The sequence below is a fragment of the Streptomyces sp. WZ-12 genome (assembly GCF_028898845.1).
Lineage (GTDB): Bacteria > Actinomycetota > Actinomycetes > Streptomycetales > Streptomycetaceae > Streptomyces.
Map to the genome: position 1 here is coordinate 5,301,490 of NZ_CP118574.1, position 24,830 is coordinate 5,326,319.

Consider the following 24,830-nt stretch of genomic DNA (forward strand, 5'->3'; position numbering starts at 1 on the left):
TATCTAGTTACTGACTCTAACAATTTACCATTGCTTGAAAGTTTAATGTGCCCGGCGGTGACTCCGCGTAGGGGTCGACAAACCGGTGCGCCTATGGTTGCTCCAGCACTCCCACCCTGCCCCTCGAAGGACAGAGATGCCCGCCAACAAGTCCGGACCAGCCCCCAAAAAGAAGAAGGGGCGGCGCGGCCGCCTCGTCGCGCTCACGGTCGTGCTGCTGCTCGTGGCGGGCATCGGCTTCGGCGCGTACTGGGGTGTGAGCACGGTCCGCGCCTCGTTCCCGGAGACCACCGGATCGCTCAAACTCCCGGGCCTGACCGACCCGGTGGACGTCGTCCGTGACGCCAACGGCATCCCGCAGATCTACGCCGACACCGACGAGGACCTCTTCCGCGCCCAGGGCTACGTCCAAGCCCAGGACCGCTTCTGGGAGATGGACGTCCGCCGCCACATGACGGCCGGCCGGCTCTCCGAGATGTTCGGCAAGAGCCAGGTGAAGACCGACGCGTTCCTGCGCACCCTCGGGTGGCACGAGGTGGCGCAGAAGGAATACGACACCAAGCTCTCGGCCAGCACCAAGAAGTACCTCCAGGCGTACTCCGCCGGTGTCAACGCCTACCTCAAGGACCATCAGGGCTCGGCGCTCTCCCTGGAGTACGCCGCCCTCGGTTTCACGGGCGACTACAAGCCCGAAGCCTGGACCCCGGTCGACTCGGTGGCCTGGCTCAAGGCGATGGCCTGGGACCTGCGCGGCAACATGCAGGACGAGATCGACCGGGCCCTGATGACCAGCCGCTTCACCCAGAAGCAGATCGACGAGCTCTACCCGGGCTACCCGTACCAGCGGAACCGGCCGATCGTCGACGGCGGCAGCGTCGACCCGGCCACCAAGGAGTTCGACCCCAAGGGCACGCCCAGCGGCGGTACGTCCACGGGCACCGGCACCGGCACGGGCACCGGGACCGGCACGGGGGCGGGCACCGGCACGCCCACCGGGAGCGGCACCGGCGCCCCCCGCGGCACGGTGCGCGGCGCCACCGCCGGCGTCCAGGCGCAGCTCTCCTCGCTGTCCAGCACCCTGGAGCAGGTCCCGGCGCTGCTCGGCCCCAACGGCAACGGCATCGGCTCCAACTCCTGGGTGGTCTCCGGTGAACACACCACCACCGGCAAGCCGCTGCTCGCCAACGACCCGCACCTGGCCCCGCAGATGCCCTCGCTCTGGTACCAGATGGGCCTGCACTGCCGCACCACCAGCCCCAAGTGCAACTACGACGTCGCCGGCTTCACCTTCTCCGGGATGCCCGGCGTCGTCATCGGTCACAACCAGGACATCTCCTGGGGCATGACCAACCTGGGCGCCGACGTCACCGACCTGTACCTGGAGAAGATCAACGCCGACGGCTACCTCTACGACGGCAAGCAGCAGCCCTTCGTCACCCGCCAGGAGACCATCAAGGTCGCCGGCGGCGACAGCCAGAAGATCACCGTCCGGTCCACCAACAACGGCCCGATCGTCTCCGACCGCGACGACGAGCTGACCAACGTCGGCAAGGACGCCCCGGTGGCCGACGGCGCCCCCGACCGCGGCGACGGCTACGCCGTCTCGCTCCGCTGGACCGCGCTGGACCCCGGCAAGTCCATGGACGCCGTCTTCGAGCTCAACCGCGCCAAGGACTGGGCCGGTTTCCGCAAGGCCGCCGCCGACTTCGAGGTCCCCTCGCAGAACCTCATCTACGCCGACACCAAGGGCAACATCGGCTACCAGGCCCCCGGACAGATCCCGATCCGCGGCAAGGGCGACGGCTCCTACCCGTCGCCCGGCTGGGACCCCGCCTACCAGTGGAAGGGCTCCATCCCGCAGAGCGCGCTGCCGTACGAGTACAACCCCAAGCGCGGCTTCATCGTGACCGCCAACCAGGCCGTCACGAACGAGAAGTACCCGTACCTGATCACCAGGGACTGGGGCTACGGCGCCCGTAGCCAGCGGATCAACGACCTGATCGAGTCCAAGATCAAGGACGGCGGCAAGGTCTCCACCGACGACATGCAGACCTTCCAGAAGGACAACAGCAGTGAGATCGCCCGGCTGTTGACGCCCTATCTGACGAAGATCGACATCAAGGACAAGTACGTCCGCGACGCCCAGCAGCTCCTCAACGGCTGGGACTTCACCCAGGAGCCCGACTCCGCCGCGGCCGCCTACTTCAACGCCGTCTGGCGCAACACCCTCAAGCTGGCCTTCGGCAACAAGATGCCCAAGGAGCTGCGCGTCCAGGGCCAGTGCCTCTACGTCCGACCGGCCAGCGACACCGGCCCGGCCGACGACCAGAACAAGCTGGTCCGCGAGTGCGGCGAGCGGGCCGGCGACACCGCCCAGCCCGACGGCGGCGACCGCTGGTACGAGGTCGTCCGGAAGATCCTCGACGACCCCAACAACGCCTGGTGGAAGACCGAGGACCGGCCCGGCCACCCCGGCCTGAAGAACCGCGACCAGCTCCTGGCCCAGGCCATGAAGGACGCCCGCTACGAGCTGACCTCCAAGTTGGGCAAGAACATCGACCACTGGACCTGGGGCCGCCTGCACCAGATGGACCTCACCAACCAGACCCTCGGCAAGGACGGGCCGGGCTTCCTCAAGGACCTGCTCAACCGCGGGCCCTGGAACCTCGGCGGCGGCGAGGCCGCGGTCGACGCCACCGGCTGGAACGCCTCCGGCGGCTACAAGGTCACCTGGGTCCCGTCCATGCGGATGGTGGTCAACCTCGCCGACCTCGACAAGTCCCGCTGGATAAACCTCACCGGCGCCTCCGGGCACGCCTACCACGCCCACTACTACGACCAGACCGACAAGTGGGCCAAGGGTGAACTGCTGCCCTGGGCGTTCAGCGAGGACGCCGTGAAGAAGGCCGGCAAGGACACCCTGACCCTGTCGCCGTAAGGGCGGCAGGGACGCCAGAAGCGCCAACGCCGTCGGGCGGACCGGAGCAACTCCGGTCCGCCCGACGGCGTTTCACGTGAAACCGTCGCAGGCGCTGGCGTCGCGGCGGCCGCGCCGTGCCGCCGGTCAGTGGCGGAAGCGGTGCACCCCCGACGGCGTCACCGCGGCGTGCACCCGCCGGTCGTGGCGCTCGGCCGGGACGCGCTCCACCACCTCGTCGTCGTAGAGCAGCACCACCAGCGACGCCCGCCTCCCCGACCGTTCCAGGCGGGCCAGCACCCGGTCGTAGGAGCCGCCGCCGCGGCCCAGCCGCAGCCCGGTCCGGTCCACCGCCAGCCCCGGCAGCAGCACCACGTCCGCCTCCGCGACGGCCTGCGGGGTCAACCGCGGCCCGGCCGGCTCCCGCAACCCCCAGCCCGCCGGCACCAGATGCTCGGCGCCCTCGTATACGGCCCAGTCCAGATCGTTGTCGGGCAGCAGCACCGGCAGCAGCACCCGCACCCCCGCCGCCCGCAGCGCGTCCAACAGGGCCAGGGTGTCCGGTTCGCCGCCGATCGACACATACGCCGCGACGGTCAACGGGGCGCCGGCGGGGGCCGCCCGCAGCTCGTCCAACTCCCGCACCCGCGTCGCCAACGCCGTGCCCCGGGCCGCCACGACATCGGCCGGCAACGCCCTCCTCACCTCCAGGAGATGCCGCCGCAACCTGCGCTTTTCCTCGTGCTCAACGCTCATCGTGGGCCTCGCTCGGGCTCTCATGATCTCTTAACCGGTCCCTCATCATCGGGCCGGTCGGGGCAGTTAGGGTGTCGCGCATGACCCCATCGCATGCACGGATCAGCAAGGCTGTCATCCCCGCAGCAGGGCTCGGCACCCGGTTCCTGCCGGCGACCAAGGCCACCCCCAAGGAGATGCTGCCGGTCGTCGACAAGCCCGCCATCCAGTACGTGGTGGAGGAGGCGTCCGCGGCCGGACTCACCGACGTCCTGATGGTCACCGGTCGCAACAAGCGTCCCCTGGAAGACCACTTCGACCGTAATTACGAACTCGAAGAGGCCCTGCGCCGCAAGGGCGACGGCTCCCGGCTCGCCAAGGTCCAGGAATCCAGCGACCTCGCGACCATCCACTACGTCCGCCAGGGCGACCCCAGGGGCCTGGGGCACGCCGTGCTGTGCGCCGCGCCCCACGTGGGCGACGAGCCCTTCGCCGTCCTCCTGGGCGACGACCTCATCGACCCCCGCGACCCCCTGCTGCGCCGGATGATAGAGGTCCGCGAGGAGCACGGCGGTTCGGTCATCGGCCTCATGGAGGTCGACCCGGGCAGCATCCACCTCTACGGCTGCGCGGCCGCGACCCCCACCGCCGACGACGACGTGGTCGCCGTCTCCGACCTCGTCGAGAAGCCCGAGCCGGCCGAGGCGCCCAGCAACCTCGCCATCATCGGCCGCTACCTCCTCGACCCGGCCGTCTTCGAGGTGCTGCGCAAGACCACCCCCGGCCGCGGCGGCGAGATCCAGCTCACCGACGCCCTCCAGGAGTTGGCCGCCCACCCCGAACTCGGCGGCCCCGTGCACGGCGTGGTCTTCAAGGGCCGCCGCTATGACACCGGTGACCGCGGCGACTATCTGCGTGCCATTGTCAGACTGGCATGCGAACGTGAGGACCTGGGCCCCGACTTCCGGGCCTGGCTGCGCAGTTACGTCACCGAGGAGATGTAGGACGTTGAACGGCACCGACCAGACCCACCACCCGGACCGCGTCTGGTCGGTGGCCGCCCACCTCGACGACATCCTCGCGCGGATCCATCCGCCGGCCCCGGTCAAGCGGCAACTCCTCGACGCCCAGGGCTGCGTGCTCGCCGAGGACCTCACCGTCCCGCTGTCGCTACCGCCGTTCGACAACAGCTCCATGGACGGCTACGCGGTCCGCGCCGCCGACGTCGCGGCCGCCACCGAGGCGGCCCCGACCGCCCTCACCGTCCTCGGCGACGTCGCCGCCGGCAGCGGCGCGCTCCCCACCGTCGGCCCCGGACAGGCCGCCCGCATCATGACCGGCGCCCCGGTGCCGCCCGGCGCCGACGCGGTGGTCCCCGTCGAGTGGACCGACGGCGGCAGCGGCCGCGGACCGGCCGCCACCATGCGTGCCCACAGCGCCGCCCCGCAGGACGCCGCCGGCGAGGTGCGGGTGCACCACCCGGCCACCGCCGGCGCCCACATCCGCCGGGCCGGCAGCGACGCCCGCGCCGGCGAAGGGGCCCTGCCCGCCGGCACCGTCCTCGGCCCCACCCAGCTCGGCCTGCTCGCCGCCCTCGGCCTGGACGCCGTCACCGTCCACCGCCGCCCCCGGGTCGTAGTGCTCTCCACCGGCAGCGAACTGGTCCCGCCCGGCGAGCCGTTGGGCCCCGGCCAGATCCACGACTCCAACAGCTTCCAGCTCACCGCCGCCGCCCGTGCCGCCGGCGCGCTCACCTACCGCGTCGGCGCCGTCGCGGACGACGCCGAGGCCCTGCGCGCCACCCTGGAGGACCAGTACGCCCGCGCCGACGTCCTGGTCACCAGCGGCGGCGTCAGCGTCGGCGCCTACGACGTGGTCAAGGAGACCCTGACCGACCTCGCCGCGGAGCACGGCCAAGTGGAGTTCCGCAAGCTGGCCATGCAGCCCGGCAAGCCCCAGGGCTTCGGCCTGATCGGCCCCGACCGCATCCCGCTGCTCGCCCTGCCCGGCAACCCCGTCAGCTCCTACGTCTCCTTCGAGCTGTTCGTCCGCCCCGTCATCCGGACGCTGATGGGCCACCCCGAGGTGCACCGCCGCACCGTCCGGGCCCGCGTCACCGCGCCGCTGGGCTCCTCGCCCGCCGGCAAGCGGCAGTTCCTCCGCGGCTCCTACGACCCGGTGGCCGGCACGGTCGCCCCCGTCGGCGGCAGCGGCTCCCACCTCATCCGCGCCATGGCCCGGGCCGACGCCTTGATCGTCGTCCCCGAGGACGTCACCGAGGTCCCCGCCGACGCCACCGTCGACGTCATCCCGCTCGGCCCCTGCTGACGCCCGCCCGGAAGCACTCGTTCCGGGCAGCCCGTGGCGCGTCCCGTACCAGGCCCGGGGGTACGGTGTCGTCCCACAAGGCGGCAGTATGGACCGGGAGAACGATGAGCAGCGGTCAGCAACACCTCACCCACCTCGACGCGGCCGGCGCGGCCCGCATGGTCGACGTCTCCGACAAGGACGTCACCGCCCGGACCGCCCGCGCCCGCGGCCGCGTCCTGGTGGCGCCGAGCGTCGTTGAGCTGCTGCGCGGCGAGGGCGTCCCCAAGGGCGACGCGCTGGCCACCGCCCGCATCGCCGGCATCATGGGCGCCAAGCGCACCCCCGACCTCATCCCGCTGTGCCACCCGCTGGCCGTCTCCGGGGTGAAGGTGGACCTCTCGGTCACCGACGAGGCCGTCGAGATCACCGCCACCGTCAAGACCACCGACCGCACCGGTGTGGAGATGGAGGCCCTGACCGCGGTCTCGGTCGCCGCGCTCACCGTCGTCGACATGGTCAAGGCGGTAGACAAGGCCGCGGTGATCTCCGACATCCGCGTCGAGGAGAAGACCGGCGGCAAGTCCGGTGACTGGGGCCGGTCGTGACCCCCGCCCGCGCCCTGGTCGTCACCGCCTCCAACCGCGCCGCCGCCGGCGTCTACGAGGACAAGGGCGGCCCGCTGCTCGTCGAGGGGCTGACCACGCTGGGCTTCGCGGTCGACGGCCCCCTGGTCGTCCCCGACGGCGACCCCGTCGAGGCCGCCCTGCGCGACGCCGTCGCCGCCGGCTACGACGTCGTCCTGACCACCGGCGGCACCGGCATCTCGCCCACCGACCGCACCCCTGAGGCCACCCGCCGCGTCCTGGACCACGAGGTCCCCGGCATCCCCGAGGCGATCCGCGCCGCCGGCCGGGCCAAGGTGCCCACCGCCGCGCTCTCCCGCGGCCTGGCCGGCGTCGCCGGCCGCACCCTGATCGTCAACCTCCCCGGCTCGACCGGTGGGGTCCGCGACGGCCTGGCCGTCCTCGCCGACCTGCTGCCGCACGCGGTCGACCAGATCCGCGGCGGCGACCACCCCAGACCCTCCGGGAGCCCGAGCTGAACACGCCCTGGCCGGTGGTCCTGACGGACGGAGAGGTCTCCCTCCGCCCGATAAAACTGCGCGACCAACGCCCCTGGCGCGAGGTCAACCGCCGCAACCGCGACTGGCTGCGCCCCTGGGAGGCGACGGTCCCGCCCGCCCCACCCGGCATCCCGGTGCCGCACCGCCCCACCTTCCGGCAGATGGTCCGTCATCTGCGGGCCGAGGCGCACGCCGGCCGGATGCTGCCGTTCGTCATCGAATACCGCGGCCGGCTCGTCGGCCAGCTCACCGTCGCGGGCATCACATGGGGCTCGATGTGCTCGGGCCATATCGGTTACTGGGTCGACCGGGAAGTCGCCGGCCGCGGCGTGATGCCGACCGCCGTGGCGCTCGCCGTCGACCACTGTTTCGGCGCCGTCGGACTGCACCGCATCGAGGTCTGCATTCGGCCGGAAAACGCCCCCAGCCTCCGCGTCGTGGAGAAACTCGGCTTCCGCGCCGAAGGCATCCGCCCGCGCTACCTCCACATCGACGGCGCCTGGCGCGACCACGCGGTTTTCGCGCTCACCGCCGACGAAGCGCCCGAAGGGCTCCTCAACCGCTGGCACAGTCGGAAACCCGGCGCGCCCAACCGCTCCGACACATCCCACAAATAAAAAGCCTGTTCGAATTGCGTCGTCGAGCTCACCGCATTCACCACAACTCCATCGCAACAATCACAAAAAAAGTTCGAGATATCAGCCAGATCGTGCGACACACCGGCTCAATTGGCGGATGGCCCCGTGCAAACCCCTCTACCGTGTGAGTTGTGAGAAGCAGCGGCCTCATCTACGCAGTCATCGTCGGGGCCTGGGCCGCCTATTTGGTGCCGATGTGGCTCCGTAGGCAGGACGAGCTCAACGAGGCCCGTCCCACCGAGCGCTTCAGCACGGCCATCCGGCTCCTGTCCGGGCGCGCGGCCATGCAGCGCCGCTACGACAAGGAGCACGGGGTGCGCCCCGCCGACGATGCCGGCGACGAGCGGGACCCGGACGCCACGGACGAACCGGCCGGCGCCCGGTCCTTCGGCGACCCCGAACCGGCCCCGGCCCTCCGCGACGACACCCCCGCCCGCGCGCAGGCCGCCCCGCAGCGCCCCTCGCTCGCCGAGCGCACCAAGCGCGCCAAGGTCCTGGCCCGTCGCCGACGCACCATCACCGTGCTGTTCTTCGCCTTCACCGCCGGCGCGATCGCCGCGGCCGTCGGCGGCCTGGGCTTCCTCTGGGCCCCCGCCCTGCCGGCCGTGCTCCTGACCGTGTACATCGTTCATCTGCGCGCCCAGGAGCGCCGTCGCTTCACCTTCACCATGGACCAGCGCAAGGCGGAGGCGGCAGCGCAGCGGCTGCGGGAGGGCCGGCCCCGCCCTCACCAGGCGGCCGACCAGCCGCCCGCCGCCGACCACCAGCCCGACGCCCACGCTGACGTCGAGCCCGCCCCGGAACCGTCCCGCCCGGCGGCGCCCCCGCACGCCTCCGGCGCCCGCGCCCTCGTCGAGCAGACCGACCACGCCGAGTGGGTCGACCAGCAGCGCGAGCGCCCCCGTCCGGCCGCCGGTAGTTGGGAGCCCGTCCCGGTCCCGCTCCCCACCTACGTCACCGCCCCGGTCGCCCCGCGCGCCACCAGCCACGTCGACCTGGACGCCGACGACGCCTGGAGCTCCGCCCGCTCCAGCTCCGTCACCGAGCGCCCGCGCCCCAACGGTTCGCAGGACCGCCCCACCCACCCGGGCCGCCGCGCCCGCGGCCGTACCCCGCTCTTCGACCAGTACGAGGACGAGGACCGCCCGCGCGCGGCAAACGAGTGAGCCCCCTCGCACTGACCAGCGGCGGAAGCGATTTCCGAGCACGGCGAAGAGGATGCTAGAGTTTCACTCGTCGCAAGGGCCTGTGGCGCAGCTGGTAGCGCACCTCGTTCGCAACGAGGGGGTCAGGGGTTCGAGTCCCCTCAGGTCCACTGCAACAGGGCCGTTCGCGGGTTAAACCCCGAACTGTTCATGAGATCCCGGTCAGACGGTCACCGTCTGACCGGGATCTCGGCGTTTGAGCCTCTAGTTGTGTGAAAGTCAGCCTGTCGGGCCGCCGGGAAGTGCGGCGGTTCGTGTTGGATCGGACCGGGGGTTGGGATGCGGACATGCCGCGGGGACCGCAGGCATGGAGGCAGGCTCCTGCGGTCTGGCGACGTGTCGATTTTCAATTACGGGTCGGGGGCCTGCTCAAGGGCTGCGGCTTATCCCCACGGAACGGGAACGGGGCGTGACTGTTTCGTCGGCAGTCGGGTAGGGCGGAAGGGCGTCGTCGGCCCCGAGGGCGAGGCCCGTGACGGCGCTCTTCTTGCTGGCGGCCAGGTACTGCTCAAGCTCCTTGACGTTGTGAATCATGACGGTGATGGCGGACAGGAGGGTCTGGGCCACACGGCCCCGAGGCTGACGCCTCTCACGTGCGTGCAAGGCGGAGTCGACAGACTTCAGACGTCCGTTGCCGCCCTCGATGTGTGCACGCAGCGTCTGGTAGGCCAGGGCCCAAGAAGGCGTCTGCCAGGGAAGTTCCTGCCGCATCCGGGGCATGACGTGTGCCTGCACGGTGACGGAGGACTGGCGGCAGCACTTGGGGCGGTCGCCGAGGGGAAGTTCGGGGGGCGTGACGGTGGGTCGATTGGCGGGGTGCGTGACGCGTGCCTTGTGGACGTCGAGGTCGATGACGACCGGCACGGGCCGCTTCTTCTTCGCTGTGCCGCCGCCCTCACGTTCTTGCGCCCAGGGGCAATTGAGCTTCGTGGCAGGGCAGGAGAACCGCTCGGTGCCGCGGTCGTCGAGGGTGTCCTTGCGGGTGAGCGCGTACGACTCGATCTCTTGCAGCTGCTCACGCAGTGGGATGCGCTCACGTTCGTTCTTGGCACTACGGATCTGCGAGTAGAGGTCGAGAAGTCGGCGCGGGGTGAGGGGGCAGAACAGTCGGCCCACTTTGGCGATGGCGCCCTGGTGGTAGTGCTCCGCCTTATCGGCGACCTGGGTCTTGCTGAAGTCGAGCACCGGCAGGTAGCCGAGGGCCCGCACTGGCTGGTGGAAGTTCTCTGGCAGAAGCTTCGTGTACGCACGGTCTGCTGCTGTGAAGCCCCGGAGGTCGGTGAGCTGGGCCAAGATGGCGCTGATGTACTGCGCATGACGGTCCATGTCCTTCTCAGGTGTGTGCAGCACCATGCCGAGGATGAGCTGTGGGTAGCGCCCGGCCCGGTCCGGATCGGCATGAGCTGCGATGGCGAGGGTGGCGCTGAAGCCGAACTCCCGCTCTCCACCGCCCTTGTAATGCCAATTGGCGCTGACCTCCAGCGCGGAGCGCTTGCGTGTGTGGCGGTGGGCCCAGGTCGGAACGGCGGTGGTGTCGATCGCCGTATCGCCGCGCCAGTGGCGCATCAGGCCCTTGGCGAAGGCGATACGGACCGGGGCGGTGACCAGCCGGTTGGCGAGCTCTTCCAGGTGGCGAAGGGCCCGCTCTCCGCTCTTGCCGTTCCACTGCGCGGCGATTTTGCGGCCCTCGGCTCTGGGGAGTCGGCTGCGCCGTTGGTGCGGCGCCGCGTCCAGCAGCCGGTTCATGCGGGTCCAGGCGCGGTGGAAGCGGTTGTACAGCGCGTTGATTGCGTCTTGGTCCTCGATGTCGCAGGTAGGGATGGAGAGTTCGGTCCGCAGACGCTCACTGGTGCCGAAGGTGATGATCTCGAAGGCATCATCGAGATTGCTGCTGGCCCTCTCGTAGTTGGCGCAGGGCAGGCCGAGGAGGACCAGGCGGATGGGGTAGCCGGGCGGGCCCGGCAGCTCGGCGAACTGTGCTTCGATCAGGTCCACGACGCCGCTTTGGTGGAGGACCCGGCGGAGCTTCATGACCTTGCTGGAAGCCAGCTCGGACGGTTCGTATGAGTGCGGGTACGGGCGTCGCGGGCGTCCGTTGCCGGGCTGGTAGCGAGGATCGTCGGCAGGAGTCCTCATGCGGAGCCCCGCAGCATGCGGGTGGCGGCCGCAGCGGTCAGTGGTGGGACCGATGCCCGGTAAGGGGCCAATGCAGCGGTCGACTTCATACCGGCCGCGCTGGCGATCACATCCTCAGGGACGCGCTGTCGCAGCAGCTCCACGATCCAGGTGCTGCGCAGCCGTGCCAGTTTCAGGGCGGGCAGGCCGGAAGAGCCCTTGAGGTTTCGCTTGGCCCAGTTGGAGATGCCGTTCTTCGGGGCGGCGGTTTGGCGCTGGGGCAGGAACAGGAAACCGTCGCCGGCCGCGCGGGCCCGCGCGGCGAGGACTTCCTCCCACATTGCCCGGCAGACGACCAGACGGTCACTGCCTGGTGCTGCGACGACGACCGCCTCGGACGGCAGTACGGTGACGTCGGTGCCACGCGTGGCCAGCACCTCGCGGCGGGTGAGGCCGCACCCCGCGCCGAGCGCCAGCAGGGCCACCGCACTTCCGCCGATGGCGGATGTCGGGGGCAAGGTTCTGGCCCACATCAGGTAGCGGGCGAGTTCCGGCGGCGTGTAAGGGGTGGCGCGCTGTCGTTTGGCGCTCATCCGGGGGGTGGGCTGCTGGCCGTACTCCAGCCACAACAGTGCCTCACGGATGCGCAGCAGGATGCTTCGGTACGTCTGGACCGAGTTGCCCTCCAGATCCGTCAGTGCGAGCAGGAATCTGGTCATCGTCTCGGGCGCCAGCCAGACCAGTGGGTCGCGGGCGATGCCGACGCGCTCGGCGTACACAGCCAGCCCGGAGAGCACAGGCATCAGCCTGTGCACCGGGTACGGGACGGAGTCGCAGGTCGCGGCGGCCACCATGCGGACGCCGTCGGCGACCAGAGGCCACTCCGCCGGCTCTTCCGACGGCCGGTAATCGACGATCGTGCCGCTCATCTCCGTCTCCAAAGGGACACACCACGAGTAATGGCTACACAAATCGCCGCTTGTGTCGTGAGTGTGCACTTCGACCGTCAGGAGCGCATTCCGATGACCGGAGGACGAGGCCGCAGCGTGCCGCCGAGGGAATTGGCCGGGGATCCGGAGAACTGGCCCCAGGCGGCTATCCCCGGCCACCCCGAAGCCCGGGTCGTCCAGGGCATCGCACATGCCCTGACCAGACATATGGCCCGGCAGGGACTCGGGCTGCGGCGCGTCGCAGCCCTCACCGGCGTCAACCGCCAGGCGGTCGCTAACCTCCTTGCGGGTGATAGTTGGCCGGATGTAGCCACGCTGAGCCGGCTGGAGGACGGGCTCGGGGTTGGTCTCTACCCGGGGGGCAAAGGGCCCGGATCGGGGCATTGCTGAACCTCCGAATGCCCGCGCGGTATGCGCGGGCAGGACAAATTCGGCTCAGCACGCCCATGCGTAGCTCGTGCTGGGCTACGCTCGGGTGGGCATGCCGAAGCCGTTACCTGGACTGACGTGTGCCGGTGCCGCCGGGACTGATCCCTCGGCGGCACCACTATTTCTCCTCGCTCAGCGCCGGCTGATCCTTCCGGCATCGAGTGGTATTCGCCGTGCTCTGTCGCTCTGCGTTAGGCGGCTCCCTCTGGGCCGGTGAGTTCCCCGGTGCTGAGCACCCGCAGGCGACCTGCCCTCGCAAGTTTGAGGCAGGCGCGGCGGATCACCTCCACTTGCGAGCGCGAGGGCTCTTGGCCCAGAGCGATCGTCACCTCACGTGCCCGCAAGGGGCGGTCGGCACTCGCTATGAGCGTGACGATCTTCTGGTCCTCGGGTCCCTTGAGTCCTCCCTGCGCCTTGCGCGAGGTAGTCTGCTGCGCCCTGTTCGGATACGAGGGCTGCTCGGTCGACGGCCTGCCCCGCTCACTGCCAGGGGGTTCCTCCGCAGAGGACGTCTCGTCGACGGGGGGTGCAGGTAGGAGTTCTGTGAGCGTGCGCCGTGTGATGGAGAGTGCGGTGAGGCGCTCTTCCAAGGCTATGAGCCTCTCCTGAAGGCCAGTCAACTCTGCCCGTGCGGCGTCTTCCTCGCTCTCCAAGCGCTGGATGACCGTGTCAGGTACCAATGAGGCTCCATCAACTGCGGTATTTCTAGGCAGGTTTGGCGGGGCCCTGGCGTCGGTGGTCTCCTGGCCCGCGTGTACGATGCGTGCTCACTGTAGAGGATCTCAAGGGGCGCTCGAAGCGAATCCTGGAGATCGTCATGAAAATAGGGATGCCCCAAGAGGCCTGGCTTCTAGGTGGTCTTGGGGGCCAGAACCCCTCGATCTCGGAGACTGCAAGGCTGCTACCACAGCGCCTGCAAGTGGTCAGGGAGTTGTCCTGACCTGGCACCATTTCGGCCCTGACCTGCCTACTGAGGTTGGCTCATGGTGTGCAGTGGGCCTCTGGGGTTGCGTGTGGGGCCTCCGCGCGTAGCCGCCCAGAAGTTGCAAGGGGTGCTGTCTTCAGCTCTGTCAGGGCACTGACAGGTGGTTCGCGGTTCGAGAGAGGGCTGTCGCTAGTGCGCGCGTAGCCTGCCCAGAGGTGGTTGAGCTGCGCCGTACGCCTGCGGTCTTCCGGCGAATCCCTTACCGTAGACCCGAGTTCTGGCAGCGTTCTGGCCTGCTGGCACTCACACTCGCGGTTGAGAATCAGGGTGGGCGATGACGTCACTATTTGATCAGCTGGACAGGGAAGAGGCCGTCATCCGCGGCGAGTTGGACGCGCTGCGGGAAAAGGTCACTGTTATCGAGGAACGCCTGATCCGTCTGACGATCACCCGCGACACTCTGCGGTCACTGTCAGTCGACGGCCGCCCGAAGCCGGAAGACCGTGCAGCGGATGGCGCCTCCCTGCTTGACCCGGGCAGGGAGGCGGAGCCGGCTGCCGACGCAGGCGAAGCGGTGGAGCCTCAGACGTCGGAACCACTCGGGCTGGAAGAGGCCCGGAAACGGGCGCTTGCGTTGCTGGCGCGTTCCGGGCGGCCTATGAAAGTCAGGGACATCACGATGTCGATCGGCGAGGTCCCTTCTCGGAAGGAAACGACCCGCGCAAGGCTCAAGCGGCTGGCGGCTGAGGGTCGGTTGGTCGAGGGGCCGACAGGGTGGTTTTCCATTGTGCCGGCCGATGCCACCGCTGAGAGTGACTCTGGAGATTAGGCAAGAGGCGCTGCCGCCAGTTCCGGATCACCTCTGGGGCAGGAGTGGAGCGGGACTGTGCTGCACAAGGGAACGCCCCAGCCATCGGACGTCAAAAGGGGCACCTTCTGGAGCCGGGAAGCTACTGTCTCGGCGCAGCACAGGCTGGCGCGTACACCTCCAGGTGCCGCTTATGTACAGGTAGGAGGGCGGAAGGGTCTGTCACGCAGACTCAGTCGAGGGTGATGGGCCCGTCGGGTAGCCAGCCATCGAGGTAGCCATCGACCAGCATGGCCGCGACCTCAAGTCGACGCGGGTCTAGAAAAGTGCCAAGGGAAGCTCGCGGAACCCAGAAAAGAAAGTCTCCATAAATGCCGGTGTGCGCAGCAGGGTTGGCCCGTGCGATGAAGTAGCGCACCTCCGTGCGTGCTGCATTGTTCTCTGGCGCTGGGGCCCAGAGGTGGCCGATGACATCGCCCCAGCGAACTGAACGCTCGGGCGTGAGCTGACCAGCGAGGCGCGTGATTGTTCCGCGGTATGACTCCGTGAGCCCGACTCGGCGCTGCGGCAGCCCCCATATGGGCGTACTGGGATTGGGGGTGCGCAGCAGCGCGACCTGGTAGTCCGAGTCGATGGCGATGAGGGTGGCGATGCGCTGGAAGCGGGGAGCCGGAACGCGCATGACCTCATCATGATGGCCGTCTGCACAAGTAGCCACGGGTGGCGCGGAAAGGGGCGGCTGGTTGCGTTACTTGTGCGTCCGAGTGGCGGAGATCAAGCAGCTCGTCGCCATCGTGCGTGGGGCATTGCCACCGTGAACATCGAGCCGCCTTCCTCCCTGGATGCAAGCCTCATCCCTGTCGGGATTCCTTCGGCCTGGATGAAGTCGTGGAGGCGTGGGTTGGCTCTGGCCGTAGTGCGCAATCTGCGCGAGTACATGGCGCCGGTGAGCGAGAAGGAGCGCGCCGAGTTCGAGACCGACGTGCTGTCGGGGTTCGTGCTCGCGCGAGCCTTGGCGGTCTGGATTGACAGCACGATTTGCAACGACACCAACCACCTGGAGCTGATCCGAGCCTGGTTCGGCCGCCCGCTGTGGGGGGATGGAGCCGGCCGACGCCGACGTCTAACTCGGTAAGGTGCTCTGCGACGCCAAGCCCTCGCCCCGGACCGGTCGGGCGTGCCAGCGGCGTTCTTTGAGTACCTTGAGTTGCGGCACAAGGCCGAGTTGCACGACCTCACTGGCTGTGTCGTCGGGTGCTCGCTGGATGAGATAGACCGGCCGCGGGCCTCGGCGGAACCGCAACTGCGGATCCCCACCCAGCGAAGCTGTTGTATCAGGCCGCAGACGGACGCTGGGGCGGTGGCGCACTTCCGGAGAGCCAGCCTCGAAAAGGCGGCAGGAACCTCACGAGCCATCCGATCCAGCGTCCGACGGAAACGCTACGAACGGCCAACCCGACCGCGTTCCACTACAGCCATACAAGTCGGAAACTCAGTTCCCGCCTAGGTTGTTGACAGTCCGGACAGCATCGCCTGGCGGCCGCCCGCGGGCCGACTACTGCTCACGCGACCGTCGACGCTTCCTCGGGAGCAGGAGCCGTAACCTGCACGGCATCCAGTAGGCCGGGGAAGCGAATGTCAAGATCATCGCGTCGCAACGTGATCTTTCGACTGGTGCCCCGCACCTCGGTGTGCATGACCCCGGACTCCCGCAGCACCTTAAGGTGATGCGAAAGCGTCGACTTCGCAATCGGGTAGTTGAGCTGTCCACAGACCCGGGGGCCCTCTTGGTGCATGACGCGTGCGATGTCGCGACGGATCGGATCACTCAAGGCGTGCAGCACCTTGTCAAGAGAGATGTCTCGCCGGTCCGGGTGGTAGAGCTCGGTACGCATTCGCGACCTCCTTGTCGACACGTGCCTCGTGGCTCACTCCCCCTAGATAAAGCCTCGGCAATGCTTAATTCAATTTTCTACGATTATAGAACATCGCTGGGATGGAGGGTACCGCTCCGGGGCTTGCGGTTATTGCAAGCCCCGGAACCCGCCTGCTCAGCTGTGCAAAGCGTGCCGTAGCACGGCGATCCGTTCCTCGGCCCGCCGCTGGGACACCTTGGCCGTCGGGATCAGATACGCCAAGTGGTAAGCGCCGGAGAACACGTGCACCTCGACGGGAATGCCTGCGGCGAACAGCTTCTCGGCGTAAGCCAGCGCTTCGTCGCGGCACGGGTCGTACTCCAATGCCACAACGTACGCCGCGGGCAGCCCCGAGAGGTCCTCAGCGCGGGAGGGAGCCGCGTACACCGGCACCTCGTTGCCGCCTGCCCGCTCGCCCAGGTAGTGGCGCCAGCTGATTTCGGCGTTCGGCGCGTTCCAGCCAGGGGTGTCGGTGAACCGCCGCATGCTCAGCGTATCCCGCCGGTCGTCCAGCTCCGGCAGGTCGAGGTACTGGAAGGCGAGGGCGGGGCCGCCGCGGTCGCGGGCCATGAGGGTCACGGCCGCAGACAGGCCGCCGCCAGCGCTGATTCCGTGGACCGCGATCCGGGCGGCGTCCACACGGAGTTCGCCCGCGTTCTTGGCCAGCCACAGCAAGGCCGCGTAGCAGTCCTCGGCGCCGGCCGGGTAGGGGTGCTCCGGGGCCAGGCGGTAGCCGACCGACACGACGACCGCGTTGACCCGTCGGGCGATGTCCAAGCACGTCTCGTCGTCGACCTCGATCCGGCCGATCACGAAGCCTCCGCCGTGGATGTTGAGGACCGCCGGCAGGTCCTCCTCGACGCCAGCGGGCCTGTAAACCCGCACGGGTACCTGGGGGTTGTCCTCCGGGCCCGGGATCTCCAGATCGGTCACCTCGACCCCGGTGGTGTCGGGGGCAGGGCGGCCGGCGCTTGCCGCGATCAGTTTGGCGCGGGTCTCTGCGGGGTTGGTGAGGTCGAAGACACCGAAGTTTCCGGCGGCCGCGACGAGGTCAGCGTCGTAGCGGTAGGTCATTTTCTGAGCCCTGTTCGATGGATAAGTGGTGATGGGTAGTCAGGATGGGAGCGGGGCGGGGTTGGCGAGCCTGGCCAGTGACTGACGGTCCCTCTCGGCCCTGGTAGGACACTCGCCGCCGGTTATGCCTCGGGAATGAGCACGATCTTTCCGCCGAGGCCGCCTTTCTGCCCAAGCGTGAGCGCTTCCGCGGCCCGGGACAGCGGAAAGCGCGCCGTGACGGGCAATTCGAAGGGGCTGTGGCCGATCAGGTCGAGCGTGGAGGCCAACTCCAGTGGTACGTGGTCGAGATACGGCACTCCGTTGGCCTGGGCCTGCGGGTCCGCCACGATCGTGACCCGGCGCGCGGGGTCATCCACCAGGCGTACTGCGGTCTCGGTGGGTTGGGTTCCGCCGGCGCAGTCCACCGAGACGTCGAACGGACCAAGCTCGGTGAGGCGTTCAAGGAGGCCTTCGCCGTACTCGACCGGTGTCGCTCCGAGCCGCCGAAGCAGATCGTGGTGGTGGGCCGATGCAGTGCCGATCACTTCGGCGGCGCCGGTCAGCACAGCGAGTTGGATAGTGGCAAGGCCCACCCCGCCGGATGCTCCGTGCACTAAGAGTCGCTCTCCAGCGCGCAGTCCGACCTGGCGCAGGGACGAGTACGCAGTGCCTGCGGCTACAGGCAGGACCGCGGCCTGTTCGGCGGAGAACCGGCCGGGCTGGGCGGTGAGTTCATCGGACTCCTGGGAGGCGGGTACGGCTTCGTAGGTCCGATAGGCGCCGGGCCGTCCGTGGCGGATGACGGGGTCGCCGACCCGGAAGCGCCGGACGCCGGAGCCGACATCGACGACGACGCCCGCCGCCTCGACGCCGAGACAGCCGCCGGGCAGGCTCAGTGGAACATGTGCCCGCAAGTCGCCTCTCAGGATCTTCCAGTCGATGGGGTTGACCCCGATCGCGGTGTAGCGGACGACCACCTCGCCGGGGCCCGGGGAGGGAACGGGGACGTCGGCGGTGTACAGCTCGTCGGGGGTCCCGTACTGGTCGAAGAGGACGGCTGAGCTCATGCGTCGGCCTCCCGTCGGCGGAAGGCTCCGGCCGCTGTGTACACGACGAGCGAGACCAGGTACCCGGCGATGGCGAAGGCGGCGACGCCGTAGAAGCCGTCAACCTTGGTCAGCAGGACGCCGCCGACGCCGCCGCCGATGGTCGTGCCGATGTACATGGCCGCGTTGGCCAGCGAGGAGACGGTGCCGCGAGCGGTCTCGGTCTCCTGCTGCAGGATGCTCATGAACACCGGGAAGACGAACCCTGCGACCATCATGACGAGCGCGAGGAGCACGAGGGCCGTGGCGAGGTTCGGCGAGAACGGCACCAGGCAGTACAGCGCAGCCATGCTGAGGACGCCGCTCAGCAGTGAGCGGTAGAGCCCCAGGCGCTGCACGAGACGGCTGCCGAACAGAGAGCCGACCACGTTGCCCGCGCCGACGGCCATCATGGCGGTGCCTACCGAGGCAACGCTCAGCTGGAAGTCCTTGGTGAACCACGAGCCGAAGAAGGAGATTGCTTCGAAGTTGCCTGTCTGGAAGACCAAGTAGCCGAGGAGGAACCAGCGCAGCCGGCCGCCGCCGAACACTGTGCCGTAAGGCCTGAAGAGGGTCCGGAGGCCACCACCGGTGCTCCCCGGGCGGCCCGGCACCGACGGGAAGTAGCGGGCGAGCAGCAACCACAGCAGTGCGGAAGCCCCGCCGATCACCCAGAAGGGCAGGTGCCAGGAGGCCGCCGCAAGCCAGCTGCCGAGCGGGATGCCGGCAAACTGCGCGATGGACAGGCCCGCTGTGGCGTAGCCCATGGTGCGTACGATCTGCTGCGGCTTCACCAAGACCGGGATGGAGGCCCAGATCTGTGGGGAGACGAACGCGGCGCTCACCCCGGCGAGGAACCGAAACAGGATCATCGTCCAGAAGTCTTGCGCGAAGCCGCACAGCGCGGTCATCACGATGAACCCGACGAGCCCGGTCAGCAGCACCCGGCGGCGGTCGCGACCGTCCGACAGTGGTCCCGCGACCAGCGCGAAGAGCGCATAGCCGAGCGCGTAGGCGCTGACCATCCAGCCGGAGACGTCCGAGGACACGTCGAACGTGCGGGCCAGTGTCGGCAGCAGCGGAGCGACGAGGAACGTGTCCGTGCCGATCACGAACATGGTGGCAAAGGAGAGCAGGGAGACGGTCCGTGCCGAGGGACCGGTCTGGCCGGCGCTTGCCGCCGGTGTAGCCGTGGTCGAGGTCGAGGCAGTATTGGTCATGTCATCATCACCGCCCAGGAGCGGTTGAGCTTCCCTTCGAGCATGTGGAGGGCCTGGATCGCGATGAACCCTTCATCGGTGGTCTCCGAGGGCCCGCCGGGCGCCCGGGAGAAGCCGCCGTCGGAGCTCTGCCGGGCTGCGAGATACCGCATGCAGGCGGGTGCATCGGCAGGCAGCTCGCCCAGCACGTAGAGCGTCGCGATGGCGTGGTAGGAGCCGACGAAGCTTTCCGCTCCGGACTCCCGGTAACGGAAGCCGCCTGCCTCGGTCTGCAGGCCACGTAGCCAGGCAATGGTCTGTTTCGCGTGCGGCGGACGAAGGCCGAGGGCGACGAGGGTGTCCACCACGCGGAAGGTGGCGAACGTGTCCGACGGCGAGCCGGGCAGGTTGCCGTAGCCTCCGTCGGGGTTCTGGCAGCTCAGGAGGAACGCCACCAGGTCGTCCTCGCGCTCCGGCCGGGCGTCGAGCGCGACCAGCGTGAGCGCGGCGAGGTGGGAGTGCCAGGCGTCGGGAGGGTAGCCGGGCGCGTTGCCGAACCCGCCTTCGGGGCGCTGGCATGCCTGCACGAACTCCACGCACGCGTCGCGGTCGAACGCTGGGTGGTCGCCACCGCCCAGCACGATCGCCGTCAGCACGGCGCAGTACGTCGTGAAAGCCTCGGAGGGAAGGCCGGGCTGCTCGCCGAAGCCCCCGTCCGGGTTCTGAGTGGCGAACACCCCGGTGAGCGCGCCCGGCACGTTGGGCACCGGCTCGCCCAGGGCCAGAAGGTCAGAGACCACGTGCAGTATGGAGAACGTCTGCGCGGTGCGGTCGGACCTGAGACTGAGCGGCGCCCGGTACGGAGTCAGGCCGTAGCCGAGCCCCGAGGCGGTCGACCGCAGCCAGCGCAGATAGCCCGGAACGTCGACGAGGCCCTCGGACAGCGGCGCGCTCGTCACCCAGGACAGGTCGTTGTCGAAGGGCTGTGGCCGTGGTGGCTCGGCCGGGGCCGGAGGGCCGGGTGGGACGGCAGGCACCTGGTCGCCAAGCGCCCGCAGAGCGAGGAGCTGTGTCAGAGCATGCTTCTCGTGGAAGGGCACATACGTGGTGTTGCCGACGGCGAACGAGCCGGTGCTGCGCGGCGGTGCCATGACGTGCCGGGCCAGCGGGACCGTGGGGTCAACTGGTGTCGAGAACCAGCTGCCCTGTCCCTGGAAGACACCACCGGCCTGCGGGTCGCTATACCGCTCCAGCTCAGCGGCTGCCCTTTCGGCCAGCGACTTGAGCTGTGCGGCCGCCTCGTCGCTGCCGCCGTCGAGGGCAGCAGCCCTACGGACAGCGACAACGAGCAGGGCATGGTCGGCGACGAGCTTGGCAGGAAACGGCGAATCAGGTCGCCCGTGCAGAGCAGCCACCGGGTCGACGCGAACCACGGAGGAGACGTCGCTGCGGTCCCAGTACCCCCCGGCCCCGACATGCGGGTGGTGGGCGTGGATGTGCAGCAGCGCCTGCCGTGCGTGGCCGGCAGCGCGGTCGTGCCCGTACCCCCGGCCGCGCTCGTGCAACGCGGACCAGGCCAGGGCGGCCAGAGCGGAGGCGCGGACGCGGTGGCCGTGCACGGTGTCCGGGTCGCCGCGCGGGGTTAGGCAAGCCCAGACGCCGACATCGGCGACGTACCTTTCCAGATGCAGAGCGGCAGCGTCGAGGAAAGCGGACCACTCGGGCGCCCCGTCGTCCACCGCGTCGGCGGCCAGAACCAGGACCGCGGCCTGATCCAGCGGACTCGCACCGTCCAGGACTATGGCCCCGGTCCGGTCGAGGCGCGCTGGCCAGCTGTGCTCGGTCACCGCCTCCGTCACCTGTCGTAGGCGGTCGCGTGCCACGGCGGCGAGCCCGTCGTCGCCGAGCAGGGCGCTCGCCCGGTACAGGGCCCAGGCGGCGAGTGCCTGATCTGCGGGTGTGCGGACGTCACCGACCGGATGGGCGGCTCCGGTGACATCGAGGAGCTCGTGACTGCCGGGGTACTCGGAGTCGTCGAACTCCCTCAATGACGCGAGAAGTTGGATCGCAAGGCGCCGGTCGCTGGGACCGGGCAGCACGAGCAGGGCGAGTGCGGCATCGCGCAAGGTGCGGTCCGGGGTGATCACATCGCCCGCGTCCCGCCCGATGACTGCGGGGACACGGGCATGCTCGTCCAGGACCTGCTCTAGGACGAAGGCGCGCTGGGAAGGCGGACTCATGGACTAGCTCCTGGCTGGACAGGTCGTCAGGTGGACTTCATTCGTTATTCGTGAAACATCGAATTAGCCGTCATGATGCTAACAGGCATCGGGCGGTCGGCCTAGGTGGGGTGTGGACTTCAGCCAGTGAGCGGCTGACGCGCTCGCTCTGCCCCGGCCGCTGCGTCTCGGCCCGGCCAATCGTCCGCGGGGAGGCGCACATGGTCGGGGCTGAACCGCTCATGCACGTACAGCCGCCTGCCGTCGTCGCACGTGATGACGTACGCCTTGTATGCGCATGGCCTGTTTTGGCCGTCCTCTGCCCACACCGCGCTACCGGAGGACAGGACTTCCCGGTGTTGGCGCGTGCGTTGTTCGCGCAGCCGTTTGCCGAGGGGTGCGAGGTCCTTGGCAGACCCGGACCATCCTGCGGGCGGCGCCGTGAAGACCACGGTGTTCCGGCTGACCGATACCCCGCCGGGGGTGCGCAGGGCAGAGATGCGTTCCACTGCGGCGCCCTCGGCGGCTAGGTCGAGGGCGGCGATGGCCGCTGGATCGAGCCGAGGCGCGGGCACCAGCTCCTGGCGGTCGACCTGCACGGTCAGGCGGCAGCCGAGCAGCGCCTCCAGGAGAAGGGTGGTCGAGCCGTCGCTTGTCAGCAGCATGCGCGTGGCGCCAGCGGCCATCGCCGCTTCGCCGGTTCGCTCAGGTGCAGTCACCGCTGATTTCCTTCGGCCTCGCCGACCGGCGCCTGGTATTCGCTTCGGGCCCTGGCGGTCAGGGCGGCAACTGCAAGCAGACCCGCAGCCTTGGCTGTGCCCGGCCCTTCGGGTGCAACGGCGAGCTGGGCGGGAGTCGGCTCGGTGGCCCGGTTCCCGATCAACGGGCCCACCACGTCCACTAGTTCGTCCACTGGGGGCGCAACGAGGGAGGGGAAGCCAAGTCGGCCGAGGCGCTCGGACGCCTCGACCTCGTGGTACTCCCCAAGGCTGCTGAGTACGAAGACAGTGGGCACGCGCAGGGCAGCCACCTCGGTCACCGTGATCCACCCCGGCGCCGACAGCAGCACGTCGGCCTCCTGCAGCAGCGGCATCCAGTCGGGTAAATAGGTGAGGACCACCACGTCGTCGGGCGCCTCCACCTGCTCGCGGCCAAGCAAGACGAGCTGGAGGTCCGGGTGGTCCTGCTTCAGACGCTGATGGGTGCGTATGTAGTCTTCGATGACTTGCTGCTTGTTCTCTCGGAACATCGTGGTGCCGCCAACGGAACCGACCATGATCGGCCCGGGACCGAGGCCGAGCGACGCACGGACCACGGAGCCGTCCTGACGCTCGGGCACTTCGCGGATCATGGGGCCGGTGAAGACGGCGTTGCCCTCGACCAGCGCGCGGGCCACGGCGGTGCCATCATCGAGCTCTGGGACGTAAGGCTTGTCGGTCAGAACCACCTCCGCCGTGTCGACGATCCACTTGAAGACCGAGTGCAACGAGTTACGGCCGCGCCGCAGGTCCTCCCGGTTCACCCGGAAGCCGCCCGACTCAAGAGTGCGGTCGTCGATCTGGAAGAGGGTGAAGTCGTACCGCTCCGTGACCAACGCATGGGGCGTGCCACTGAGGGTGGCCGCCATGCTCGCCGATATGTTGTAGTCGCTGACCACCAGGTCCGGCTTGAGATCCTGGTAGTACGAGAGATAGCCAAGCACCCGCTCACCGTTGACGAAGGCCGGTGCGAGGTACCCCTTGATGTACGTCTGCCAGTCCAGCTCGCGGGTGAGGTTGCTGCGCGTCGCGTGGTCGACAAGGTCGCCGGCGACATCGACCACACTGACGCCTGCCTCGCCGAACAGCGGGCCGAACGTCGACTGCAGGGAACCGAGTAGAACAGTCAGCTCCACTTCCGGGAGCTGGCGGCGAAGCTCCCGAGCGAGGGCGAGGGCGCGCATGTTGTGCCCCGAACCCGTCGGTGCTGGTGCCAGGACGATCCTCATCAACTCTTCCTCTCCAAGACTCCAGATGTGGTGTGCCGGGCGGGGATGTCCCCCACGACGACGGCACCGGCAGTGATCACAGCGTCATTGCCAATGGCGCAGGGGCCGACGATGGTCGCGCCCGCGCCGATACGCACGCCCGCGCCGATGGACACGGAACCGCCCTGCCAAGGCAGAGAGCGCCGGGTCAGGTCATGGCCGCTGGAGACGACAAGCGCCCCGGGACTGAGCTCTGTTCCGGCCCCGATGTCGATGCCATCGGAAGCCTCCAGGATGGACAGCTCGCCGATCCGCACGTTGGGGCCGACGCGTAGGCCACCACGGGGTGACGGCCCATCGGCGCGCCCTATGGCGATGACGCCGGCGCCCAGCTCGACGCTGGGGCCGCCCGACAGGTCGGCGTCGAGCACGCCACCGCCGGCCGCGGTCCAACCATCTGGCAGTGGCCGGCGGTTGGAGTCTGTGCGGGCGCGCACTCTGGCGACGATGGCACCGAAGTCCGGGGCCCCGTCCTCGACCGGTTGGCGGTGGCGCAGGACACGCGCGGGGCGCCCCACGACGATTGCATCTGGCGGCACGTCGGCCGTGACGTGGGCGCCAGCCGCCACCACGGCGCCAGGCCCGACGCGGACACCGGGGGCAACCACGGCCCGCGCGCCGATCCAGGCACCGGCCTGCACCTGGACCGGTGCTCCGCCTCGGTTGCCTATGCGCGCAAGGGAAGCGATCTGACATCCAGAAGCGATGTGTGCGGCCTCCAACAGACAACGGAAGCCGACGAAAACCCCACCCGCTACAACGGATGCGCGGGCCGCCGTCCCGAAGCGGATCCAGGAACCTGACCCGACGGTTGTGTCCGGGCAGATCTCCGTCTCCGCCTCAATCAGCGCTTCAGCAGACACCCCCGCGGGAGAGCCGCGGTCGGATTTCATAAACATGACACCCCGTTCCAGCTCGCGCTCGCCAGAAGTGGGGAAGGTGACCACTGGATACGGCCTCGACAGCCATCTGGGAGCTTCATGGCAGCCGAAACTATCCAGCGTCGCTTCGAATACGCAAGCTCTATCCGGAATTCTAGTGAGGCTCCCGATGCGCCACAGCGCCGCACGCACATGCTGCCCATTACTGGGAGGGCGGCATTCCGATTGACCAAGATCGAGGTTCCTTTACCCCTCCATGACTTTCCCCTTAATCGGAGTTTATTCTTCCGCCG

The 24,830-nt window shown here is 69.0% G+C and carries 23 protein-coding genes, 1 tRNA gene and 1 pseudogene; 11 read left to right on the forward strand and 14 right to left on the reverse strand.

What is annotated here, in order from left to right; genetic code table 11:
- Positions 1-136 precede the first annotated feature (136 nt).
- On the forward strand, positions 137-2,938 hold the full coding sequence (locus PV796_RS23015) for a penicillin acylase family protein (protein ID WP_274915233.1): 2,802 nt from the start codon (positions 137-139) through the stop codon (positions 2,936-2,938).
- 126 nt (positions 2,939-3,064) lie between these two features.
- On the opposite strand, the gene PV796_RS23020 is transcribed toward PV796_RS23015, so the two are convergent.
- Complete coding sequence (locus PV796_RS23020; RefSeq protein WP_274915235.1) at positions 3,065-3,673, reverse strand: 5-formyltetrahydrofolate cyclo-ligase; 609 nt, start codon at positions 3,671-3,673, stop codon at positions 3,065-3,067.
- A gap of 80 nt (positions 3,674-3,753) precedes the next feature.
- Between PV796_RS23020 and galU the strand changes: the two genes are divergently transcribed.
- The 7 genes from galU (at position 3,754) to PV796_RS23055 (ending at position 9,038) form a co-directional block, all read left to right on the forward strand.
- Positions 3,754-4,656, forward strand: a complete 903-nt coding sequence (galU, locus tag PV796_RS23025) for a UTP--glucose-1-phosphate uridylyltransferase GalU (protein ID WP_274915236.1) — start codon at positions 3,754-3,756, stop codon at positions 4,654-4,656.
- A gap of 4 nt (positions 4,657-4,660) precedes the next feature.
- Positions 4,661-5,980: a molybdotransferase-like divisome protein Glp gene (gene glp, locus PV796_RS23030; protein ID WP_274915237.1), complete on the forward strand. Its 1,320-nt coding sequence runs from the start codon at positions 4,661-4,663 to the stop codon at positions 5,978-5,980.
- 104 nt (positions 5,981-6,084) lie between these two features.
- Entirely contained in the window at positions 6,085-6,567 is a 483-nt protein-coding gene (moaC, locus tag PV796_RS23035) for a cyclic pyranopterin monophosphate synthase MoaC (RefSeq protein ID WP_274915238.1), read from the forward strand.
- On the forward strand, positions 6,564-7,064 hold the full coding sequence (locus PV796_RS23040) for a MogA/MoaB family molybdenum cofactor biosynthesis protein (RefSeq protein WP_274915239.1): 501 nt from the start codon (positions 6,564-6,566) through the stop codon (positions 7,062-7,064). The genes moaC and PV796_RS23040 overlap by 4 nt, the downstream gene beginning before the upstream one ends.
- 14 nt (positions 7,065-7,078) lie before the next feature.
- Positions 7,079-7,702, forward strand: coding sequence for a GNAT family N-acetyltransferase (locus PV796_RS23045; protein ID WP_274915240.1), 624 nt, complete (start codon positions 7,079-7,081; stop codon positions 7,700-7,702).
- A 152-nt stretch (positions 7,703-7,854) separates the two neighbouring features.
- Positions 7,855-8,889 (forward strand): divisome protein SepX/GlpR, encoded by a 1,035-nt coding sequence (gene sepX, locus PV796_RS23050; RefSeq protein WP_274915241.1) that lies wholly within the window; start codon positions 7,855-7,857, stop codon positions 8,887-8,889.
- A gap of 76 nt (positions 8,890-8,965) precedes the next feature.
- A tRNA-Ala gene (locus PV796_RS23055) sits at positions 8,966-9,038 on the forward strand.
- A 259-nt stretch (positions 9,039-9,297) separates the two neighbouring features.
- Here the strand turns inward: PV796_RS23055 and PV796_RS23060 are convergent.
- Entirely contained in the window at positions 9,298-10,923 is a 1,626-nt protein-coding gene (locus PV796_RS23060) for a hypothetical protein (RefSeq protein ID WP_274915242.1), read from the reverse strand.
- A 137-nt stretch (positions 10,924-11,060) separates the two neighbouring features.
- A complete protein-coding gene (locus PV796_RS23065; protein WP_274915243.1) occupies positions 11,061-11,972 on the reverse strand; it encodes a hypothetical protein in 912 nt (303 codons plus the stop codon).
- A gap of 228 nt (positions 11,973-12,200) precedes the next feature.
- On the opposite strand from PV796_RS23065, the gene PV796_RS23070 reads away from it, so the two are divergent.
- Positions 12,201-12,383 carry a helix-turn-helix domain-containing protein gene (locus PV796_RS23070; protein ID WP_274919188.1) on the forward strand — a complete coding sequence of 61 codons (183 nt, stop codon included), beginning with the start codon at positions 12,201-12,203 and terminating at the stop codon, positions 12,381-12,383.
- 230 nt (positions 12,384-12,613) lie between these two features.
- Here the strand turns inward: PV796_RS23070 and PV796_RS23075 are convergent, their stop codons facing one another.
- Positions 12,614-13,075, reverse strand: coding sequence for a hypothetical protein (locus PV796_RS23075; protein WP_274915245.1), 462 nt, complete (start codon positions 13,073-13,075; stop codon positions 12,614-12,616).
- Between the two features lie 606 nt (positions 13,076-13,681).
- Here PV796_RS23075 and PV796_RS23080 point away from each other — a divergent pair.
- Entirely contained in the window at positions 13,682-14,176 is a 495-nt protein-coding gene (locus PV796_RS23080; RefSeq protein ID WP_274915246.1) for a hypothetical protein, read from the forward strand.
- Between the two features lie 211 nt (positions 14,177-14,387).
- On the opposite strand, the gene PV796_RS23085 is transcribed toward PV796_RS23080, so the two are convergent.
- Positions 14,388-14,837, reverse strand: a complete 450-nt coding sequence (locus tag PV796_RS23085; protein WP_274915247.1) for a hypothetical protein — start codon at positions 14,835-14,837, stop codon at positions 14,388-14,390.
- Between the two features lie 132 nt (positions 14,838-14,969).
- Here PV796_RS23085 and PV796_RS23090 point away from each other — a divergent pair, with 132 nt between their 5' ends.
- Entirely contained in the window at positions 14,970-15,290 is a 321-nt protein-coding gene (locus PV796_RS23090) for a hypothetical protein (protein WP_274915248.1), read from the forward strand.
- Between the two features lie 427 nt (positions 15,291-15,717).
- Here the strand turns inward: PV796_RS23090 and PV796_RS23095 are convergent, their stop codons facing one another.
- The 9 genes and pseudogenes from PV796_RS23095 to PV796_RS42415 form a co-directional block, all read right to left on the reverse strand.
- Positions 15,718-16,050, reverse strand: coding sequence for an ArsR/SmtB family transcription factor (locus PV796_RS23095; RefSeq protein WP_274915249.1), 333 nt, complete (start codon positions 16,048-16,050; stop codon positions 15,718-15,720).
- Between the two features lie 156 nt (positions 16,051-16,206).
- Positions 16,207-17,145: an alpha/beta hydrolase gene (locus tag PV796_RS23100; protein ID WP_274915250.1), complete on the reverse strand. Its 939-nt coding sequence runs from the start codon at positions 17,143-17,145 to the stop codon at positions 16,207-16,209.
- Between the two features lie 122 nt (positions 17,146-17,267).
- The gene (locus PV796_RS23105) at positions 17,268-18,194 is read right to left on the reverse strand and encodes an NADP-dependent oxidoreductase (protein ID WP_274915251.1); all 927 of its coding nucleotides are present in this window, start codon (positions 18,192-18,194) and stop codon (positions 17,268-17,270) included.
- Positions 18,191-19,432: an MFS transporter gene (locus PV796_RS23110; protein WP_274915252.1), complete on the reverse strand. Its 1,242-nt coding sequence runs from the start codon at positions 19,430-19,432 to the stop codon at positions 18,191-18,193. Before PV796_RS23110 ends, PV796_RS23105 begins: the two co-directional genes overlap by 4 nt.
- Positions 19,429-21,651, reverse strand: a complete 2,223-nt coding sequence (locus PV796_RS23115; RefSeq protein WP_274915253.1) for a prenyltransferase/squalene oxidase repeat-containing protein — start codon at positions 21,649-21,651, stop codon at positions 19,429-19,431. The genes PV796_RS23110 and PV796_RS23115 overlap by 4 nt, the downstream gene beginning before the upstream one ends.
- Positions 21,652-21,770: 119 nt before the next feature.
- Positions 21,771-22,349 carry a hypothetical protein gene (locus PV796_RS23120; RefSeq protein ID WP_274915254.1) on the reverse strand — a complete coding sequence of 193 codons (579 nt, stop codon included), beginning with the start codon at positions 22,347-22,349 and terminating at the stop codon, positions 21,771-21,773.
- Complete coding sequence (locus PV796_RS23125; protein ID WP_274915255.1) at positions 22,346-23,617, reverse strand: hypothetical protein; 1,272 nt, start codon at positions 23,615-23,617, stop codon at positions 22,346-22,348. Before PV796_RS23125 ends, PV796_RS23120 begins: the two co-directional genes overlap by 4 nt.
- On the reverse strand, positions 23,617-24,093 hold the full coding sequence (locus PV796_RS23130; RefSeq protein ID WP_446750695.1) for an acyltransferase: 477 nt from the start codon (positions 24,091-24,093) through the stop codon (positions 23,617-23,619). The genes PV796_RS23125 and PV796_RS23130 overlap by 1 nt, the downstream gene beginning before the upstream one ends.
- Before the next feature lie 48 nt (positions 24,094-24,141).
- Positions 24,142-24,555, reverse strand: a pseudogene (locus PV796_RS42415) (acyltransferase); the annotation flags it as partial.
- Positions 24,556-24,830: the final 275 nt, after the last annotated feature.

Coding starts and splice junctions, on each gene's coding strand:
- PV796_RS23015 (WP_274915233.1), top strand. CDS start 137: ATGCCCGCCAACAAGTCCGGACCAGCCCCCAAAAAGAAGAAGGGGCGG.
- PV796_RS23020 (WP_274915235.1), bottom strand. CDS start 3,673: ATGAGCGTTGAGCACGAGGAAAAGCGCAGGTTGCGGCGGCATCTCCTG.
- galU (WP_274915236.1), top strand. CDS start 3,754: ATGACCCCATCGCATGCACGGATCAGCAAGGCTGTCATCCCCGCAGCA.
- moaC (WP_274915238.1), top strand. CDS start 6,085: ATGAGCAGCGGTCAGCAACACCTCACCCACCTCGACGCGGCCGGCGCG.
- PV796_RS23065 (WP_274915243.1), bottom strand. CDS start 11,972: ATGAGCGGCACGATCGTCGATTACCGGCCGTCGGAAGAGCCGGCGGAG.
- PV796_RS23070 (WP_274919188.1), top strand. CDS start 12,201: ATGGCCCGGCAGGGACTCGGGCTGCGGCGCGTCGCAGCCCTCACCGGC.
- PV796_RS23080 (WP_274915246.1), top strand. CDS start 13,682: ATGACGTCACTATTTGATCAGCTGGACAGGGAAGAGGCCGTCATCCGC.
- PV796_RS23085 (WP_274915247.1), bottom strand. CDS start 14,837: ATGCGCGTTCCGGCTCCCCGCTTCCAGCGCATCGCCACCCTCATCGCC.
- PV796_RS23095 (WP_274915249.1), bottom strand. CDS start 16,050: ATGCGTACCGAGCTCTACCACCCGGACCGGCGAGACATCTCTCTTGAC.
- PV796_RS23100 (WP_274915250.1), bottom strand. CDS start 17,145: ATGACCTACCGCTACGACGCTGACCTCGTCGCGGCCGCCGGAAACTTC.
- PV796_RS23105 (WP_274915251.1), bottom strand. CDS start 18,194: ATGAGCTCAGCCGTCCTCTTCGACCAGTACGGGACCCCCGACGAGCTG.
- PV796_RS23110 (WP_274915252.1), bottom strand. CDS start 19,432: ATGACCAATACTGCCTCGACCTCGACCACGGCTACACCGGCGGCAAGC.
- PV796_RS23115 (WP_274915253.1), bottom strand. CDS start 21,651: ATGAGTCCGCCTTCCCAGCGCGCCTTCGTCCTAGAGCAGGTCCTGGAC.
- PV796_RS23125 (WP_274915255.1), bottom strand. CDS start 23,617: ATGAGGATCGTCCTGGCACCAGCACCGACGGGTTCGGGGCACAACATG.